Consider the following 17,780-nt stretch of genomic DNA (forward strand, 5'->3'; position numbering starts at 1 on the left):
TTCACATACTGTATGTTTATTTAAAAGAATATTCAGATGAAATTGTGTTTATTTTTTATTCATCAACAAATAAAAAAAAGCCTCCAAAAAATTGGAGGCTTTATATCTATCAAGAGGAATATCTTATTAACTGACTAAGATATTTATTCCCACTCAATTGTTGCTGGTGGCTTACCGCTGATATCGTAAACCACACGAGAAATGCCATTGACTTCATTAATGATGCGATTTGAAACACGGCCCAGGAAATCGTATGGTAAATGCGCCCAATGTGCTGTCATGAAATCGATGGTTTCAACTGCACGCAGCGAAACAACCCAGTCATATTTACGGCCATCACCCATCACGCCGACGGAACGAACTGGCAGGAACACGGTAAAGGCCTGGCTGACTTTATTGTATAGATCTGCTTTATGCAGCTCTTCGATAAAGATAGCATCCGCGCGGCGCAGTAAATCACAATATTCTTTTTTCACTTCGCCGAGAACGCGCACACCCAAACCTGGGCCTGGGAATGGATGACGATATAGCATGTCGTATGGCAAGCCCAGTTCGAGGCCGATTTTACGCACTTCGTCTTTAAACAGCTCTTTCAGCGGTTCAACTAAGCCCAGTTTCATCTCTTTCGGCAAGCCGCCCACATTGTGATGTGATTTAATCACATGCGCTTTGCCGGTGGCAGATGCTGCGGATTCAATCACGTCTGGGTAGATAGTGCCCTGCGCCAGCCATTTAACCTGTTCTTGTTTACAGGCTTCTTCGTCGAATAACTCAACAAACACGCGACCAATGATTTTACGTTTGGCTTCTGGTTCATCAACACCAGCCAGTGCCGCCAGGAAACGATCTTCTGCAGCCACATGAACAATGTTCAGGCCAAATTTATCGCCAAACATTTCCAACACCTGATCTGCTTCGTTCAAACGCAGCAGGCCGTTATCAACAAATACACAAGTCAGGCGTTTACCAATGGCACGATGCAGCAGCATGGCGGTCACGGATGAGTCAACACCACCGGACAGACCAAGAATCACATGGTCTTCACCGATTTGCTCGCGCAGACGCACGATAGCATCTTCAATAATGGTGGCAGGAGTCCACAGCGCTTCACAGGCACAGATATCCAGAACAAAGCGCTCCAGCAGACGTTGGCCTTGCTTGGTGTGTGTCACTTCAGGGTGGAACTGCACGCCGTAAAAACGTTTTTCTTCGTTAGCCATAATGGCAAACGGGCAGGTATCAGTGCTGGCTACAGTCACAAAGTCAGACGGGATCGCGGTAACTTTGTCGCCATGGCTCATCCAAACATCCAACACCGCTTCACCGGCTGGATTGATGGCATCTTTGATATCACGAATAAGTGCGCTGTCAGTTTTGATTTCAACCTGCGCATAACCAAATTCGCGCTGGTTTGAACTTTCTACTTTACCACCCAACTGCATTGCCATGGTTTGCATGCCATAGCACACACCCAACACAGGAACCCCGGCAGTAAACACATAATCAGGCGCTCGTGGGCTGTCGTTTTCAGTGGTGCTTTCAGGGCCGCCGGAAAGAATGATGCCACTTGGATTAAATTCGCGGATCTGGGCTTCGGTCACGTCCCACGCCCAGAGTTCACAATAGACACCAATCTCACGAACACGGCGCGCCACCAGTTGAGTGTATTGCGAGCCGAAATCAAGGATAAGGATGCGATGTTTATGGATATTTTTTGTCATGTGCGGCGTATTCCACATATTAAAATAAAAAATAGTCATCTGATGGCTAGCACCAGATGACTAATTAACTTGTTATTAGCCCATGCGGTAGTTTGGTGACTCTTTAGTGATAGTCACATCGTGAACATGGCTCTCTTGAATACCAGCACCACTAATACGGACAAATTCAGCTTTGGTGCGCAATTCATTGATAGTGCCGCAGCCGGTCAGCCCCATACATGAACGCAGGCCCCCCATTTGTTGATGCACAATCTCTTTCAGCAGACCTTTGTATGCCACACGCCCTTCAATACCTTCCGGTACCAATTTATCGGCAGCATTATCGGTTTGGAAGTAGCGATCTGAAGAGCCTTTGGACATCGCGCCCAGTGACCCCATACCGCGGTAAGATTTGAATGAACGGCCTTGATACAGTTCGATTTCGCCCGGAGACTCTTCAGTCCCTGCCAGCATAGAACCGACCATGACACATGAAGCACCCGCCGCAATGGCTTTAGCAATATCGCCAGAGAAACGAATACCACCATCGGCAATTACCGGAATACCGGTACCTTCCAGCGCTTCGACCGCATCGGCAATCGCAGTAATCTGCGGCACACCAACACCGGTCACAATACGAGTGGTACAGATTGAACCAGGGCCGATACCCACTTTAACTGCGCTCACACCGGCATCAGCCAAGGCTTTAGCCCCTGCACCTGTTGCGACGTTACCACCAACGATTTGCAGGTTAGGGTATTTGGCGCGCGTTTCGCGAATGCGCTGTAAAACGCCTTCGGAATGACCATGAGATGAGTCAATAAGTAAAACATCAACACCAGCGGCGACCAGAGCATCAATACGCTCTTCATTACCCGCACCGGCACCGACAGCAGCACCAACACGCAGGCGGCCATGCTCGTCTTTACAGGCGTTTGGCTTGCGTTCTGCTTTTTGGAAATCTTTCACGGTAATCATGCCGCGCAGATGGAAGCTATCGTCAACGACTAAAGCTTTCTCAACACGTTTTTCATGCATTTTTTGCAGCACAACTTCGCGGGCTTCGCCTTCTTTGACCGTCACCAAACGCTCTTTCGGTGTCATCACCGCAGTCACGGGTTGGTCCAGATCAGTCACAAAGCGAACATCACGGCCGGTAATGATCCCAACCAGCTCATAATCTTCGGTCACTACCGGATAACCGGCGAAACCGTTACGGGCGGTCAGTTCTTTCACCTGACGGAGAGTAGTGGTAGGGGTAACAGTCTGTGGCTCAGTCACAACGCCGCTTTCGTGTTTTTTCACGCGGCTGACTTCTTCAGCCTGGCGCTCAATGGACATATTTTTGTGGATGAAACCTAAACCGCCCTCTTGTGCCAGCGCAATGGCCAGACGAGCTTCGGTTACGGTATCCATTGCTGCGGACAGCATAGGGATATTCAGGCGGATAGTTGCAGTCAGTTGAGTACCAAGTTCTGCCGTATTAGGCAAGACTGTGGAGTGGGCTGGAACCAGGAGAACGTCGTCAAATGTTAGAGCTTCTTTCGCGATACGTAGCATGGGCAATATCTCACCAAGGTGAATGTAAAAAGATAAAATATTGCCGTGGCATTATACAGAGCGTAATCGGTTGCCTCCAGCACTTTCTCACTATTTTTCTTGCCAAGCGGTTTGAGGCAGGTAATATCGATCAATTAAGTGCTTGTTTTAAAATTTGAACCAGGTCACATGTCACAATCTTCTGCGTCATCAATTTTTACCGTCAGCCGCCTTAATCAGACGGTGCGACAACTGCTGGAAATGGAAATGGGCCAAATTTGGCTCACTGCCGAGATTTCCAATTTCTCTCAGCCTTCGTCGGGTCACTGGTATTTCACCTTAAAAGACGATCGGGCGCAGGTGCGCTGCGCGATGTTTCGTAACACCAATCGCCGTACCACTTTTCGCCCACAAAATGGTCAACAAGTGTTGGTCAGAGCATCAATTACCCTGTATGAACCGCGTGGTGACTACCAGTTAATTGCCGAAAGCATGCAACCTGCTGGCGACGGATTGCTGCAACAGCAATTTGAGCAACTTAAACAGCAACTGGCCGCTGAAGGACTTTTCGACCAAAACCACAAACAAGCCCTACCCAGCCCAGCCAAACAGGTGGGGGTGATAACCTCATCCAGCGGTGCCGCGCTGCACGATGTTTTGCAAGTTTTGCAACGTCGCGATCCTTCGCTACCGGTTATTATTTACCCGACCGCAGTACAAGGCGCTGATGCACCGATGCAGATAGTCCGAGCCATTCAACTGGCCAATCTGCGGGGTGAATGTGATGTATTGATTGTCGGGCGAGGTGGTGGTTCCCTGGAAGACTTGTGGAGTTTCAATGACGAACGGGTTGCCCGCGCTATTTTTAATAGCCGAATTCCCATTGTCAGTGCGGTCGGCCATGAGACTGATGTCACTATCGCAGATTTCGTTGCAGATTTGCGCGCCCCAACCCCTTCAGCCGCCGCCGAGCTGGTCAGCCGCAACCAGATAGAGTTGGTCAGGCAAATTCAGGGGCAGCAGCAGCGCATGGAAATGGCGATGGATTATTATCTGGCGCAACGCAGCCAGCAATTTACCCGCCTTGAGCATCGACTCCAACAACAGCATCCACATTTGCGATTGGCTCGTCAGCAAACACTGCTGTTGAAGTTACAACGCCGGCTGGAAGATAGCGCGCAAAACCAAATTCGCCTGTTAGGTCGACGCACTGAACGGCTGCAACAACGGCTGGTTCAAGCTCAACCGCAAGGGCAGATCCACCGTTATAATCAGCGGGTACAACAGCAAGAGTACCGCTTGCGCCAGGCATTAGAGCGCCAGTTGAATGGCTATCGTCAACGTTTTGGCATCGCCTGCTCACAATTGGAGGCGGTCAGCCCATTGGCGACACTAGCCCGCGGCTACAGCGTCACGCAGACCCCCGAGGGCAGCTTACTCAAAACCACGAAACAAGTGCATACTGGCGACAAGCTAACCACCCGACTGCAAGATGGCTGGGTGGAAAGTGAAATCACTCAAATCAAGGTGGCCAAAAAGCCCCGCCAACGTAAAGCCGCTAACTAAGCGCCGTTATCATTGCCACTATCAATAGATCTGCCGATTGGTATTAGGCCATCGGCAGATAACTAAAACGAACGCGGCTTTTTGAAATCAGCCCGTGCCCATGCTGGCAAAAATAATCAACAGCCCCACACGCTTTCAACACTTGCAATGGTTTGGCACAATCAGGGCAATCAGCCTGTTGCTGATAGTTGCCATGGCAGTTAGAGCAATGAAAGTGGCCACTCACTTCAGTCATTGTTTGCTGACAAACCGGACATAGCGCATCCATAAATACTCTCCCCTGTTAATGAAAACTACATCACACCCAGCGCACGTAAAAAGTAAATCCCCAGCGCGGTAGTGAAAAATGAACCGACAGTAGTGATTGCGATGATATTTGCGGCCAGCGTAGCATTTCCTCCCATCGCGCGGGTCATGACATAGCTACCTGCGGCAGTTGGTGTCGCGGAGAATAGAAAAATAATACCTAAGGTTGCACCACGGAACCCCATCAGCAAGCCGCCCAAAGTCATCAATATCGGCACGATGAATAGTTTTGCCACCGAGGATAATGCTGCAACATTAGAAGAGCGGAACATCGCATGCCAATCAAGACTCGCACCGGTGCAGAGTAATGCCAATGGCAGTGCCAATGCTGAGATATAGCTACCAGTCTGGACAATCACCAGGGGAATAGGCAACTGGGTTTGAGCATAGGCTAAACCGCATACCAGACCGATAATCAATGGGTTAGTCACAATACTGCGCAGCAGTGCCACTTTGCTGATTTTACCGCCCTGCCCACTCTGTAAGCTGCGGGTCAGGGTTATCACTGACAGCATATTAAAAAGTATTACCGTTACCGTCAGATACATCGACCCCAGCGCAACCCCTTCATCGCCATAGGCTGTCATAGCAAACGCCAAACCAACAATCGCGGTATTGGCTCTGAAACCGCCCTGCACAAACACACCACGCTCTCTTGGGTCTTTTACCAACCACTTGGCGGCAATCTCAAGCAGCAGGAATGTCAGCAAAGTACCGACAGCACCGTAGATAACCAAGGGCAAGTTATCCAGTAAGCTGACGTGATTGCTGGCAACACTGAAAAATAGTAAGCAAGGTAGTGCCAGATTAAACACCACGCGGGTCGCACCATCGCAGAACCGATCATCCATCAGGCCACAGCGTCGTAATAACACGCCGAGTAACATCATCAATAAGTTGGGCACTGTGACACTAAATGCAAAACTCCAGGTTTCCCAAGACATGGCTGATGTTCAACTCCTTTTTTACCGTTTAGTGACCCAATATGTGGATGGTTAAAGCTGTTTGGTAATAAATCACATGCCAAAAATGCAAAAAGCGCGGAATGCCCGCGCTTTGCTGATATTACTTACTTTTTTTCAAGTGCGACATTAAACGTTTACGTTTGCGCATCTGATTTGGCGTCAGAGTATTGCGCTTACCCGCAAACGGGTTCTCGCCCTCTTTAAACTGGATACGAATAGGTGTACCCATAACTTTTAATGAACGACGGAAGTAATTCATCAAGTAACGTTTATAAGAATCCGACAGATCAGTAACCTGGTTGCCGTGAATAACCACGATCGGCGGGTTATAACCACCGGCGTGAGCATATTTCAGCTTCACACGACGACCACGAACTAACGGAGGCTGATGATCTTCTTCTGCCATTTGCATAATGCGAGTCAGTAAGGAAGTGCCCACTCGCTTAGTTGAACAATCATACGCTTCCTGAATGGATTCAAACAGGTTACCGACGCCGCTACCATGCAGTGCAGAGATAAAGTGGATACGGGCAAAATCGACAAAGCCAAGGCGCAGGTCTAGCATATCTTTAACCTGAGCACGGGCTTCTTCTGACATGCCATCCCATTTATTGACCGCAATAACAAGTGAGCGCCCACTATTGAGAATGAAGCCTAACAGAGACAAATCCTGATCTGAAATACCATCACGGGCGTCAATAACCAACAACACAACGTTGGAATCTTCAATTGCCTGCAAGGTTTTAATAACCGAGAATTTTTCAACCGCTTCAGTGATCTTACCGCGTTTACGCACACCAGCGGTATCAATCAGAATATATTCGCGTTCATCACGGGTCATTGGAATATAAATGCTGTCACGCGTGGTGCCCGGCATATCATAAACCACCACACGGTCTTCACCGAGGATACGGTTAGTTAGTGTGGACTTACCTACGTTAGGACGCCCGACGATAGCCAATTTGATTGGCAGACTCAGTGGATCAAAATCATCCTCTTCATCTTCTGGAATTTCATCTTCGTCAGCTTCTTGTGCAGCCCAATAAGCCGCGTTAGCTTCTTCGTCGGTCAGCTCAGCTTCTGGTTCTTCGGCGTCCATGTAAGGCGCCATGACATCTTCAATTAGCTGAGTCACACCACGGCCATGGGAAGCTGCAATCGCATGAACTTCACCCAAGCCTAATGAATAGAAATCAGCTGTAGCGGTATCTGGATCAATACCGTCAGTTTTGTTGGCAACCAGGAAAGTGGCTTTTTCGCGACTACGCAGATGCTGGGCAATGCCCTGATCCGCAGGCATCAGCCCTGCGCGCGCATCGACCATAAACAGCACGATATCCGCTTCTTCAATCGCCAGTAACGATTGACCAGCCATCTTGGTTTCTACACCATCTTCTGTGCCATCAATACCTCCGGTATCGATAACAATAAACTCATGACCCTCGACCTCGGCACGACCATATTTACGGTCACGCGTTAGCCCGGGAAAATCCGCGACTAACGCATCACGGGTGTGCGTTAAGCGGTTAAATAAAGTGGATTTACCCACATTCGGGCGCCCGACCAGCGCGATGACAGGTATCATTGTTGGAGCCTCATTACTTAATTTTCAAAGCGTTACAGCACTGTACCGAACGTTCAACAGCGCAGTTTTTAGAAGACAAACGGCCCCTGAATATCAGGAGCCGCTTTGAACCCTTCCTCCTTGAAGTTGCAGCGGTGTTACTTACTGCAACGCCAGTGGCTTGGGTATTAGCCTGTCAGACAGGCTCTAAATCAGGATTAACGGGTGAACGCGTATACCGTGCCGCCTTTTGCCTGCACCAGCAACTTATCACTGGCAACCACAGGCGCACTCAGGAAACCGGAGCTGTCTACGCTCTGCTGAGCAACAAAACGACCATCAGTGGTATTCACCCAGTGCAGATAACCTTCAGCATCACCTACAACCAGATAGCCATTATACATCACCGGAGCCGTCAAGTTACGATGTAATAAATCGCTTTGACTCCAAAGAGTTACGCCACCATCGGCTTTCAACGCAACTATGCGGTCATTCTGATCGACCAGATAAATATTGCCACCGTCAACAATGATGTCGTTGACTGACCCCATCTCACGCTTCCACAGAATCTGACCAGAGCGCAGATCCAGTGCAGTCAGGTTGCCGTTGTATGCCAAAGCATAAACAACACCATCGACAACGACGGGTGTGGTATCAACATCATTCAGGCGGTCAATTTCAGTAGTCCCAGTCACTTGGGAAATACGCTGTTGCCAAATCAACTGACCTTGCTCCAGCATCACTGCACTCACGCGGCCATTGTCACCACCGACAAGTGCAGCACCAAATGCAACTGTTGGCGCGGATTCACCGCGTAGAGACAAGGCTGGTGTATCCAGATTCAGTGTCCACTTAATGGCACCGTCAGATTCATTCAGTGCTTGCAACATACCGTTTGAGGTGTGAATCAGCACTACGCCATCACTGACAACAGGGCGGGATAAGGCTTCGCCAGCGACTACCGTCTGCCAGGCCACCTGTCCATCGTCAGAGTTCAATGCATAAACCACTGCTTTTTCACTACCGACATACACATGAGCGCCGGAAGCGGTTACGCCACCCGATAACATTGCAGAACGGTTGCTGGAGAGGAAATTGGTTTTCTCAGACAAGTCGGTTTGCCAAATCTGCTTACCCGTATCGGCTTCCATGGCTTTCACCAGACCTTTACGATCCGCGGCAAAGACAGAAGTCCCCTGCCAGGCTGGACGCAGATGAGAGTAATAATCACCGACACCACTCCCCACAGAAGTGCTCCACACTTTTGTCGGCGTGAATTGATTCTCAACTTTTGGCAGTGGCGACATGGTAACCACATCTTCTTCACTGTTAAACAGTGAACAACCACTCAATAGGGCGACAGATACCAGTCCTACTAAGAGTGTTTTACGCAATTGCATGGGAATACCCCTTAGCTGGACAAATTATTCAATTTCATGCGCAACAATGCTTGCAGCGCCTGAGAAGCATTTGATTCGACGCCTTTACTGTAAGCTGCTCGCGCACCTGCGGTGTCACCTTTGCTTAATAATGCATCGCCACGAACATCTTGTGCCATCGCAGTCCAGCCGTCGCCTTGCACTGCATCCAATGTTTTCAATGCTTCATCTGGTTTTTTCAATTGCAGTTGCAAACGAGCAAGGCGCAGATTAATCAACGACAGCAGGTTTTCATCTTTTGTCTGGCCCAATGCTTGGGTAAGTTGCTGTGCCGCTTTATCAAATTCGTTTTGCTCAACAAAATGGTGAGCCAGCTCTAACCCGGCAAGTACGCCGTAGTTATTTTTATTGCCCTGAACAAATTTTTCAGCAATAGCAACACCATCAGCACTGTTGGCTGACAAAGCATCACTGGCTTGCTGATAGGCAGAGGAGGCTTCCGTCAAGACAGTGTTTTGATGACTCTGCCAGTAACGCCAACCCACTAATGCACCAATCCCGAGCACCACACCCACGGCCAGCGCTTTACCATTCTCACTAAAGAAACGGCGCACTGCATCAACCTGGTCATTTTCAGTGGTATAGACTTCCACGGTGTCTCTCTCCTTAACCCAACATCAAAGCCAGACGCGCAGCAACATCCGCTTGCGCCAGCGTTTCTTGTTCACCATTCCGTAAATCTTTTACGACCACTTGCTGTGCCGCCACTTCGCTTTCGCCAAGTATTAATGCTACGCGCGCCCCCCACTTATCAGCACGGGTAATTTGCTTTTTGAAATTACCGCCGCCGTAATTGGTCATTAATTTCAGTGTTGGCATAACATCACGCACACGTTCAGCCAACTGCATCGCAGCACTCTGCGTCCCCTCACCCGATGAGATGAGATACACATCAATGGTCGAAGGTACTTTGAACTCCGGGTTGACAGCTTGCACAAGCAGAACTAAACGCTCAAGCCCCATCGCAAAGCCAACAGCCGGTGTTGCACGACCACCTAGTTGTTCAACCAAACCGTCATAACGCCCACCGGCACAGACTGTACCCTGCGCACCTAAACTGTTGGTCACCCACTCAAATACCGTACGGTTGTAATAATCCAAACCACGAACTAAACGCTCATTGACGGTATATGGGATGCCAGCCTGATCTAAAAGTTCACACAAACCGGCAAAATGTTGTTTTGATTCATCATCCAGATAGTCAGACAGCTTAGGTGCATCATTAAGCAGCGACTGAACATCTGGGTTCTTGGAATCCAACACACGTAATGGGTTGCTGTACATGCGGCGCTTACAATCTTCGTCCAACACATCAACATGTTGTTCAAGGAAAGCCACCAGAGCTTCACGGTAATCAGCGCGCGCAGCCAATGATCCAATGGAGTTCAATTCAAGCTGCACATGCTCTGAAATCCCCAACGCACGCCACCAACGGGCTGTCAGAAGAATCAATTCTGCATCAATATCAGGCCCCTGTAGACCGAAAACTTCCGCACCCAGTTGGTGGAATTGACGGTAACGCCCCTTCTGTGGACGCTCATAGCGAAACATCGGGCCGATGTACCACAGACGCTGTTCCTGATTGTACAGCAGACCATGTTCAATACCTGCGCGCACGCACCCTGCGGTACCTTCTGGGCGCAATGTCAGACTTTCGCCATTGCGATCGTCAAAGGTATACATCTCTTTCTCAACCACGTCGGTGACTTCACCGATAGCGCGTTTGAATAACGGGGTCTGCTCTACAATCGGCATACGAATTTCGCTGTAGCCGTAGCCTGCCAGCACTTGTTTTAAAATGCTTTCAATACGCTGCCATATTGCCGTATCGGCTGGCAGGTAGTCGTTCATACCACGGATGGCTTGAATGTTCTTTGCCACGTCTGTTCTCTGTAGTTTTATACCCGTTTACTTGATGTTGCAGCGATGTCGGCAGCAACGTCAACGACGTTAGGTATGGTGCAATAAATAAAGCCGATTATAGAGGTTTGCCACCCACATATTCAATGGCGACAATTTGTTACCTCTACAGGCTCAATATAAAGCGGGCCATGCCCGCTTTTTTTGTATTCAACGACAACAAATGAACGTGCTATTTATTTTTCTTCCAACATATTGATAACTATTCGATTATTTGCATCGAGCATCGATGCTTTGGCACGAATCTTCGCTTCCAACTGGTCAATCATCTTCTCGTTATCAAAACGTTCTCTCTGACGAACACCATCTTCGTAAAAACCACTGTGGTTACGAGCACCGGTTACGCCGATAGTCGAGACCAATGCCTCGCCCGGCCCATTCACCACGCAACCAATGATAGAGACATCCATTGGGGTAATCAGATCTTCTAACCGCTGTTCCAACGCATTGACGGTACCAATAACATCAAACTCTTGGCGGGAACAGGTTGGGCAGGCAATGAAGTTGATCCCGCGAGAACGGATCCGCAGCGATTTAAGGATATCAAAGCCGACTTTGACTTCTTCTACCGGATCCGCAGCCAACGAGATACGTAAAGTATCGCCAATACCTTCTGACAACAAAAGACCCAAACCAATAGCCGATTTCACAGAGCCACTTCGCGCGCCACCGGCTTCAGTTATCCCTAGGTGCAAAGGATTATTAATTTGCTTGGCTAACAGGCGGTAGGAGTTTACAGCCAGAAAAACATCGGAGGCTTTAACGCTGACTTTAAACTGATCAAAATTGAGACGATCAAGGATATCGACATGGCGCATCGCGGATTCAAGCAGGGCTTCCGGCGTGGGTTCGCCATACTTTTCCTGTATATCTTTTTCCAGCGATCCACCATTGATACCAATTCGAATAGGGATATTGTGGTGACGAGCACAATCAACCACGGAACGAATACGTTCTTCTGAGCCGATGTTTCCAGGGTTAATTCGCAGGCAATCAACACCGTACTCCGCAACTTTTAGCGCAATACGGTAATCGAAATGGATATCGGCAACCAACGGAACATTTGACTGCTGCTTGATTAACTTAAATGCTTCAGCCGCATCCATGGTCGGTACTGAAACTCGCACGATATCTACGCCAACACGTTCCAGTGCCTTAATTTGAGCAACAGTCGCATCAACATCAGTGGTCTTGGTATTGGTCATCGATTGCACTGCAATCGGCGCACCATCGCCAATAGGTACTTTTCCGACGTAAATCCGGGTCGATTTACGGCGGATAATAGGGGATTCATTATGCATTACACACTCTCCTTTACAGTCGTGTAGTTTTCGCAACGCAGTGGTCTTTGAAAACCATTATCTTTCACAAGACAATGGCAGTTGGTCAGAACCACAGAGTTGTTTGTCAAAAACACAATATTACTCTACACCGACAGTCAGGCGGGCTACGCGATTAGCCTTAATAAACTTACTCAAATCTACTGGGTTACCCTGATACGTAATCGTTAATGCACCTGGAGCACCAATGGTCAGTTTATAGGGAGCTTTCCCTGAGAGATTGAGAGTCGCGCCCCCTTTTTGGATACCACTGAATAATGTTTTCCCGCTCGCATCGACAACCTGTAACCAGCAGTCAGCAGTGAAATTCATAACCAATGAATCGGCAGATGATGCAGCACTAGCCACGCCAGCATCTGCTGTAGGTAATGGTTGCGCGGTAGAAACATTAGGCAAAGGTGCCTGACTTGGTGAAACAACCGCAGACTCCGCTGAAGTTGTTCCTTGAGGTGCTGTGGTGCTGACACCGCTGTTAGCCGTATCTACTGGTGCTGCACTACTATTAGCAGTTGCAGTACCATTTTCTGTTGGCGTCGAAGGCTGGCTATTTGCGACCGGAGCTTGAGCATCCACCGGGGCCGCAGGATCGCTATTATCATCAGATAGCGGCACAGATTGCCCGCCATTTTGCGACAGTTGAGCAGAAGACTGATCAGCCATAGTGACTATTTCTGCTTGCTGCGCCTGATGATTTTGCCACCACCATGCCCCCGTCAGACCGAGCACAACCAACACAATAAGCCAGGTGAAACTCATCAACCAGCCATCACGTTTTTTATGCTTTTTGCCCAATGAAAAACTTTGCATCGGGGCAACTTTTGCCGCTCTGATCGGCGCTTGTTTTGCCAACATAGGCAACAGTTCATCTTCGGGAAGGTGAACCAATTTAGCGTAAGAACGAATGTAACCACGGTGGAATGTCGAGGCGAGATTAGCTTGTGCTTTATCCTCCTCAATATCACGGATTGTGGATACTTTTAGACACAGACGTTCTGCAACCATCTGCTGAGTGAGCCCGAGCGCTTCACGGGCCTGACGCAGGCGCACACCTGTCGTCTCTGGAACAGTTTGATCTTGGGAGGCTTCAGTATTCATTAGCTAGAAAATGCTGGTACTGTTTGGATTGTGGAAAACTTCGCGCAAGCTGCTTGCCATAGCGTTGAACACTATCTTGACGGCCTGCTAGCGCGGCGAAACGAATTTGTAACCATAAACTTTCAGCACTGGCTGGAAGTACATGTTGATAAACATCCAGTAATAGTTGCGCCTGAGCGCGATTCCCTTCTCCAAAATGCCTTTGAGCTTCGGCAAGCAACGGCTCACCTTTATCCGGATCATACTTCAATGCCCGACTCAGGAGTACCCGAGCCTGTTCATTTTGATTAGCCCGTAAAAAGCAATATCCTGCGTTTTCCAGGCTATCCGCAACCTGACCGTAATCAGGCGACAGCACCGCTGCACTAAACTGTTGTTGGGCCGGTACATACTGCCCTAAACTACACAGAAACGCACCGTAATTATTCAGTACAGTGCCATTTCCCGGTGCCAGTTTCATCGCTAGCTGATAACGCTGCTCTGCCGCCTCATTTTCACCGATGCGTTGCTCATAAAAAGCCATACCTAATTGAGCGCGATAATCCTGTGGGTCTGCGGCTACAGCTTTCTCAAGATTCTGTCGCGCAGCATTAAGATCACCTTGCGCCAGATATTCTAAACCCAGTTGTAAACGTGTCTGCCCAGCAGCGGGTTGACTCACTTTTTCCGGCGATGAACCAGAACAGCCAGCCAATACAGTCGCTATCAGGAACACTCTCCACAGTCTTGTCAGCTTCATGCTTGCTCAATTGTCCTTATGTATGAAGAAACCCGCTATTTCAAGCTACAGATATGTAAGGAGTCGCTCTCACCTACCTGGTTCAGGCACTTATATTATTCCCATTACTGACATTTGAATAACCTTTTTAGCATTGATTACCAAACAAATTATAAGTTGAATAACAGGTAGTTACACTCAAACAGTCAGCATTCAAAATCAGACTGTTTTAATGGCGATAGGTTCACCCGCCATTTTCTTTTTCAAGGTACGCTTGGTGCGGTCGATCACCTCACCGGCCAATTGACCACATGCCGCATCGATATCATCACCACGGGTCTTGCGGACGATAGTGGTAAATCCGTATTCCATCAATACCTTAGAGAAACGATCCACCCGGCTATTTGAACTACGGCCATAAGGTGCCCCTGGGAACGGGTTCCATGGGATCAAGTTAATCTTACACGGAGTATCTTTTAAACATTCCGCCAACTGATGGGCTTGCTCCGTGCTGTCATTGATGTGATCCAGCATAACGTATTCAACCGTAACCCGCCCACCATTGGCATTCGATTTCGCCAAATAACGACGAACGGCGGCCAGGAAGGTTTCAATATTGTATTTACGGTTGATAGGCACGATTTCATCGCGAATATCATCGGTAGGGGCATGTAATGAAATTGCTAAGGCAACATCAATCATATCGCCCAGTTTATCCAGCGCAGGCACCACACCGGAAGTCGACAATGTCACACGACGTTTGGATAAGCCGAAACCAAAATCATCCATCATGATATCCATGGCAGGTACCACGTTATTCAAGTTCAGCAGGGGTTCCCCCATACCCATCATCACCACGTTGGTGATAGGGCGGGTACCGGTTGATTTTAATGAACCGATAATTTTGGCTGCACGCCATACCTGACCGATAATTTCAGATACCCGCAGGTTACGGTTAAAACCTTGCTGTGCCGTTGAGCAGAATTTACACTCTAATGCGCAACCGACCTGAGAGGAGACACACAACGTCGCGCGGTCGCCCTCTGGGATATATACCGTTTCGACTTGCTGATCGCCCACTTTGATGGCCCATTTAATGGTGCCATCGGTTGAGCGCTGTTCTTCCGCCACTTCGGGGGCGCGTATTTCAGCCACGCGCTGTAATTTGGCACGCAACCCTTTATTGATGTCGGTCATTTGCTCGAAATCATCGTAGCAATAGTGATACATCCACTTCATGACCTGATCTGCACGGAAAGGCTTCTCGCCCATTTCGGCAAAAAATTCGCGCATTTGCTGACGATTTAAATCAAGCAGATTGATTTTGCTGGTCGCTGATGCTGCGGTTGCAACCGCGTTGTCAGACTGAGGGGCAGCATCAATTGGCATTGATGCAGTTAATAATTGTTCAGACATGAGTTGTCGTGGCCTCGTTGTTACACTTTACGGCGCTGCGCTTTAAACCGGGTACGGCTTTCGAAACGGCGATGAATAAATAATAGAACGCCCCGGCAGAGATGTCTCCACCGGGGCGCAGCATTGTACAAATTTTAAAGCATGGATTCCATGATTGGAAAGGCGCGTAGGCAACTTTATTGTTTCAGTTAATTAAACAGGCCAATCTAATTCACAAAATCAATTAATTAGCGGGAGAAAATTTCATTTTCGTTGAAGAAATAAGCGATTTCACGCTGAGCTGATTCAACAGCATCAGAACCGTGCACCGCATTCGCGGTGAAACTATCGGCAAAATCTGCACGCAGAGTGCCTGCCAGTGCGTTGTCTGGGTTAGTTGCACCCATGATATCGCGGTGCCGTTGAACAGCATTTTCGCCTTCCAGTACCTGAACCATGATCGGGCCAGAGGTCATGAACTCGACTAAACCATCGAAGAATGGGCGACCTTTATGTTCCGCGTAAAAACCTTCAGCTTGTTCTTTGCTCAGGTGCAGCATTTTTGCAGCAATAATTTTGAAACCAGCACTTTCAAAACGCGCATAGATGGCACCAATGTCGTTATTGGCAACAGCATTGGGTTTGATAATGGAGAAAGTACGTTCTAAAGCCATGATAACCTCTATTGGATTTCTAATATTGACCGGACTCGGAACCCGCTTCGTAAAATGCTTTTTAGCTCGCGGACAGTTCCTTTACTACAAAATTATGCCGACCCTGTACAGTGGCCGCCGATTATATGTGTGCTGTCAGCGCTTGCCTACGGGAATTACAACATTTCATTAAAAAATATTTATCTTTATTCCTCATTTATATGTACAACTCACACTTTGCATAAAAATCTTTTGAGATCCCACTCGTATCTGAATTACGTAATCAATCTCAAAGTTCATTAATATATTGAAATCCGACCTTTTTTTTCACAATTGCGGATGGCTGGCTAATCACATCCGATACCAAAGACCGTTTTCCTTTCTTGGCGAGGTACTCGGCCAGTGCTCTCATAGCAGCAGTACCCGCCCCGCGAATAACACCATTGGCAGTAGGATGCAGCACATCGGCTGGGCGGGTTAACGAACCTGCAATGCCCACATCATATTCATTAATATCTACTGCCATCGCTATACTGATTATCTCGCCAGATAAACGCACAATTACATAAATATAATCCTCACGTGGTGTTCTTAGCCAACTTTGGGCAACATCGCTCACCAAGCTGGCAGCAGAAATAACATCGTTCATTCCCTGATGCATATTAGGATTACTTGTAGTTTCAGCAGCTTCGGCTGTAGCTGCCGTTGCAGCCGTTGATGCAATATTTAAAGACTGCCAGGCCTGGCGATACAGCTTGCGCCAATCCTCCACCACTGGAAGAACATTTTGTCTGGCAATTTGCGTGGCTTCAGTGATACCAGTTATCACCTCAATATCAAAATGCAGCTCAGGTTGTTCAATCCACTCACCATGATGTTGCCTTCTGGGTACTGTCTCGACAAATTGAAAACCTTGCAAAGTAAGCTCATAGCGCCCCTGAGGTAATAACTGCACCGCTTGTGGGGGCTGGGCGATAGACTCTGGCTTATTGTGCCGCAAATAATCGCTATAGCTGAGTTGGGAAAAATCAAATGCTGTCTTTAACAGTGCTACATTATCAATATTTGCCGCGACAAAGGTTCGAACATTTTCAACCAAACGTTCGTCAACTATAGGATCAGATACCGCGTAACCGGTATCTCCTGTATTAACAATCCGCGATATAACCCGGCCAAACGTTTCAGCATTCCAAGTACTTATGCTGTTACCAAATAGCAGCGTAAAGTCAGTTAAAATATTTAATGTCCAGGTGATGCAAGGAGGAATAGTCTCACGGCGAGAACGTAGGTGAGGTAGCACTTCGTCATTCATAGAAACATTACAGGCCAGCGCGGTTGCAGGTAGAGTTAATGATTTACCATTCATATCTGAATTAACATAAGTCAATGTCCCTTTTGGGTCAGATGAGGGGGCTGTCACCACTGTTTCAAAAGCGACAGCTTCATCATCTTTTATCTTAGATAGTGGTCTGGATGTGCCCGATATTTGTAATGTTTTATTCTCTCTACTGCTAAAAAACTCTTGTGCATCAGTGATAAAATGGTCTACCTGATTACACCCTCCCTGGATAATATAATTA

15 protein-coding genes are annotated in these 17,780 nt (G+C 48.1%); 1 reads left to right on the forward strand and 14 read right to left on the reverse strand.

Annotated features, from left to right (window positions below; all coding sequences use genetic code 11):
* Window positions 1-143 precede the first annotated feature (143 nt).
* The gene (gene guaA, locus HU019_RS18870; protein WP_174848545.1) at window positions 144-1,721 is read right to left on the reverse strand and encodes a glutamine-hydrolyzing GMP synthase; all 1,578 of its coding nucleotides are present in this window, start codon (window positions 1,719-1,721) and stop codon (window positions 144-146) included.
* A 75-nt stretch (window positions 1,722-1,796) separates the two neighbouring features.
* The gene (guaB, locus tag HU019_RS18875; protein ID WP_005172545.1) at window positions 1,797-3,260 is read right to left on the reverse strand and encodes an IMP dehydrogenase; all 1,464 of its coding nucleotides are present in this window, start codon (window positions 3,258-3,260) and stop codon (window positions 1,797-1,799) included.
* 168 nt (window positions 3,261-3,428) lie between these two features.
* On the opposite strand from guaB, the gene xseA reads away from it, so the two are divergent.
* Window positions 3,429-4,805, forward strand: coding sequence for an exodeoxyribonuclease VII large subunit (xseA, locus tag HU019_RS18880; RefSeq protein WP_174848544.1), 1,377 nt, complete (start codon window positions 3,429-3,431; stop codon window positions 4,803-4,805).
* A gap of 43 nt (window positions 4,806-4,848) precedes the next feature.
* On the opposite strand, the gene HU019_RS18885 is transcribed toward xseA, so the two are convergent.
* From HU019_RS18885 to HU019_RS18940, 12 genes are all read right to left on the reverse strand, one after another.
* On the reverse strand, window positions 4,849-5,073 hold the full coding sequence (locus HU019_RS18885; RefSeq protein ID WP_174848543.1) for a zinc ribbon domain-containing protein: 225 nt from the start codon (window positions 5,071-5,073) through the stop codon (window positions 4,849-4,851).
* Between the two features lie 25 nt (window positions 5,074-5,098).
* Window positions 5,099-6,055 carry an AEC family transporter gene (locus HU019_RS18890; protein WP_174848542.1) on the reverse strand — a complete coding sequence of 319 codons (957 nt, stop codon included), beginning with the start codon at window positions 6,053-6,055 and terminating at the stop codon, window positions 5,099-5,101.
* Between the two features lie 121 nt (window positions 6,056-6,176).
* Window positions 6,177-7,661, reverse strand: coding sequence for a ribosome biogenesis GTPase Der (gene der / locus HU019_RS18895; RefSeq protein ID WP_050162378.1), 1,485 nt, complete (start codon window positions 7,659-7,661; stop codon window positions 6,177-6,179).
* Between the two features lie 197 nt (window positions 7,662-7,858).
* On the reverse strand, window positions 7,859-9,040 hold the full coding sequence (gene bamB, locus HU019_RS18900; RefSeq protein WP_174848541.1) for an outer membrane protein assembly factor BamB: 1,182 nt from the start codon (window positions 9,038-9,040) through the stop codon (window positions 7,859-7,861).
* 11 nt (window positions 9,041-9,051) lie between these two features.
* Window positions 9,052-9,672, reverse strand: coding sequence for a YfgM family protein (locus tag HU019_RS18905; protein WP_174848540.1), 621 nt, complete (start codon window positions 9,670-9,672; stop codon window positions 9,052-9,054).
* Between the two features lie 13 nt (window positions 9,673-9,685).
* Window positions 9,686-10,960 (reverse strand): histidine--tRNA ligase, encoded by a 1,275-nt coding sequence (hisS, locus tag HU019_RS18910; RefSeq protein ID WP_174848539.1) that lies wholly within the window; start codon window positions 10,958-10,960, stop codon window positions 9,686-9,688.
* A 215-nt stretch (window positions 10,961-11,175) separates the two neighbouring features.
* Window positions 11,176-12,300 (reverse strand): flavodoxin-dependent (E)-4-hydroxy-3-methylbut-2-enyl-diphosphate synthase, encoded by a 1,125-nt coding sequence (gene ispG, locus HU019_RS18915; RefSeq protein WP_019081819.1) that lies wholly within the window; start codon window positions 12,298-12,300, stop codon window positions 11,176-11,178.
* Between the two features lie 120 nt (window positions 12,301-12,420).
* The gene (rodZ, locus tag HU019_RS18920) at window positions 12,421-13,434 is read right to left on the reverse strand and encodes a cytoskeleton protein RodZ (protein ID WP_174848538.1); all 1,014 of its coding nucleotides are present in this window, start codon (window positions 13,432-13,434) and stop codon (window positions 12,421-12,423) included.
* A complete protein-coding gene (gene pilW / locus HU019_RS18925) occupies window positions 13,424-14,173 on the reverse strand; it encodes a type IV pilus biogenesis/stability protein PilW (RefSeq protein ID WP_174848537.1) in 750 nt (249 codons plus the stop codon). Before pilW ends, rodZ begins: the two co-directional genes overlap by 11 nt.
* 198 nt (window positions 14,174-14,371) lie before the next feature.
* Complete coding sequence (gene rlmN, locus HU019_RS18930; protein ID WP_227719493.1) at window positions 14,372-15,541, reverse strand: dual-specificity RNA methyltransferase RlmN; 1,170 nt, start codon at window positions 15,539-15,541, stop codon at window positions 14,372-14,374.
* A 254-nt stretch (window positions 15,542-15,795) separates the two neighbouring features.
* The gene (ndk, locus tag HU019_RS18935; RefSeq protein ID WP_174848536.1) at window positions 15,796-16,221 is read right to left on the reverse strand and encodes a nucleoside-diphosphate kinase; all 426 of its coding nucleotides are present in this window, start codon (window positions 16,219-16,221) and stop codon (window positions 15,796-15,798) included.
* 268 nt (window positions 16,222-16,489) lie between these two features.
* Window positions 16,490-17,780: Rossmann-fold NAD(P)-binding domain-containing protein (locus tag HU019_RS18940; RefSeq protein ID WP_174850515.1), on the reverse strand; the 1,291-nt coding region annotated here is incomplete at its 5' end.

This window comes from Yersinia artesiana, from assembly GCF_902726545.1.
GTDB lineage: Bacteria > Pseudomonadota > Gammaproteobacteria > Enterobacterales > Enterobacteriaceae > Yersinia > Yersinia artesiana.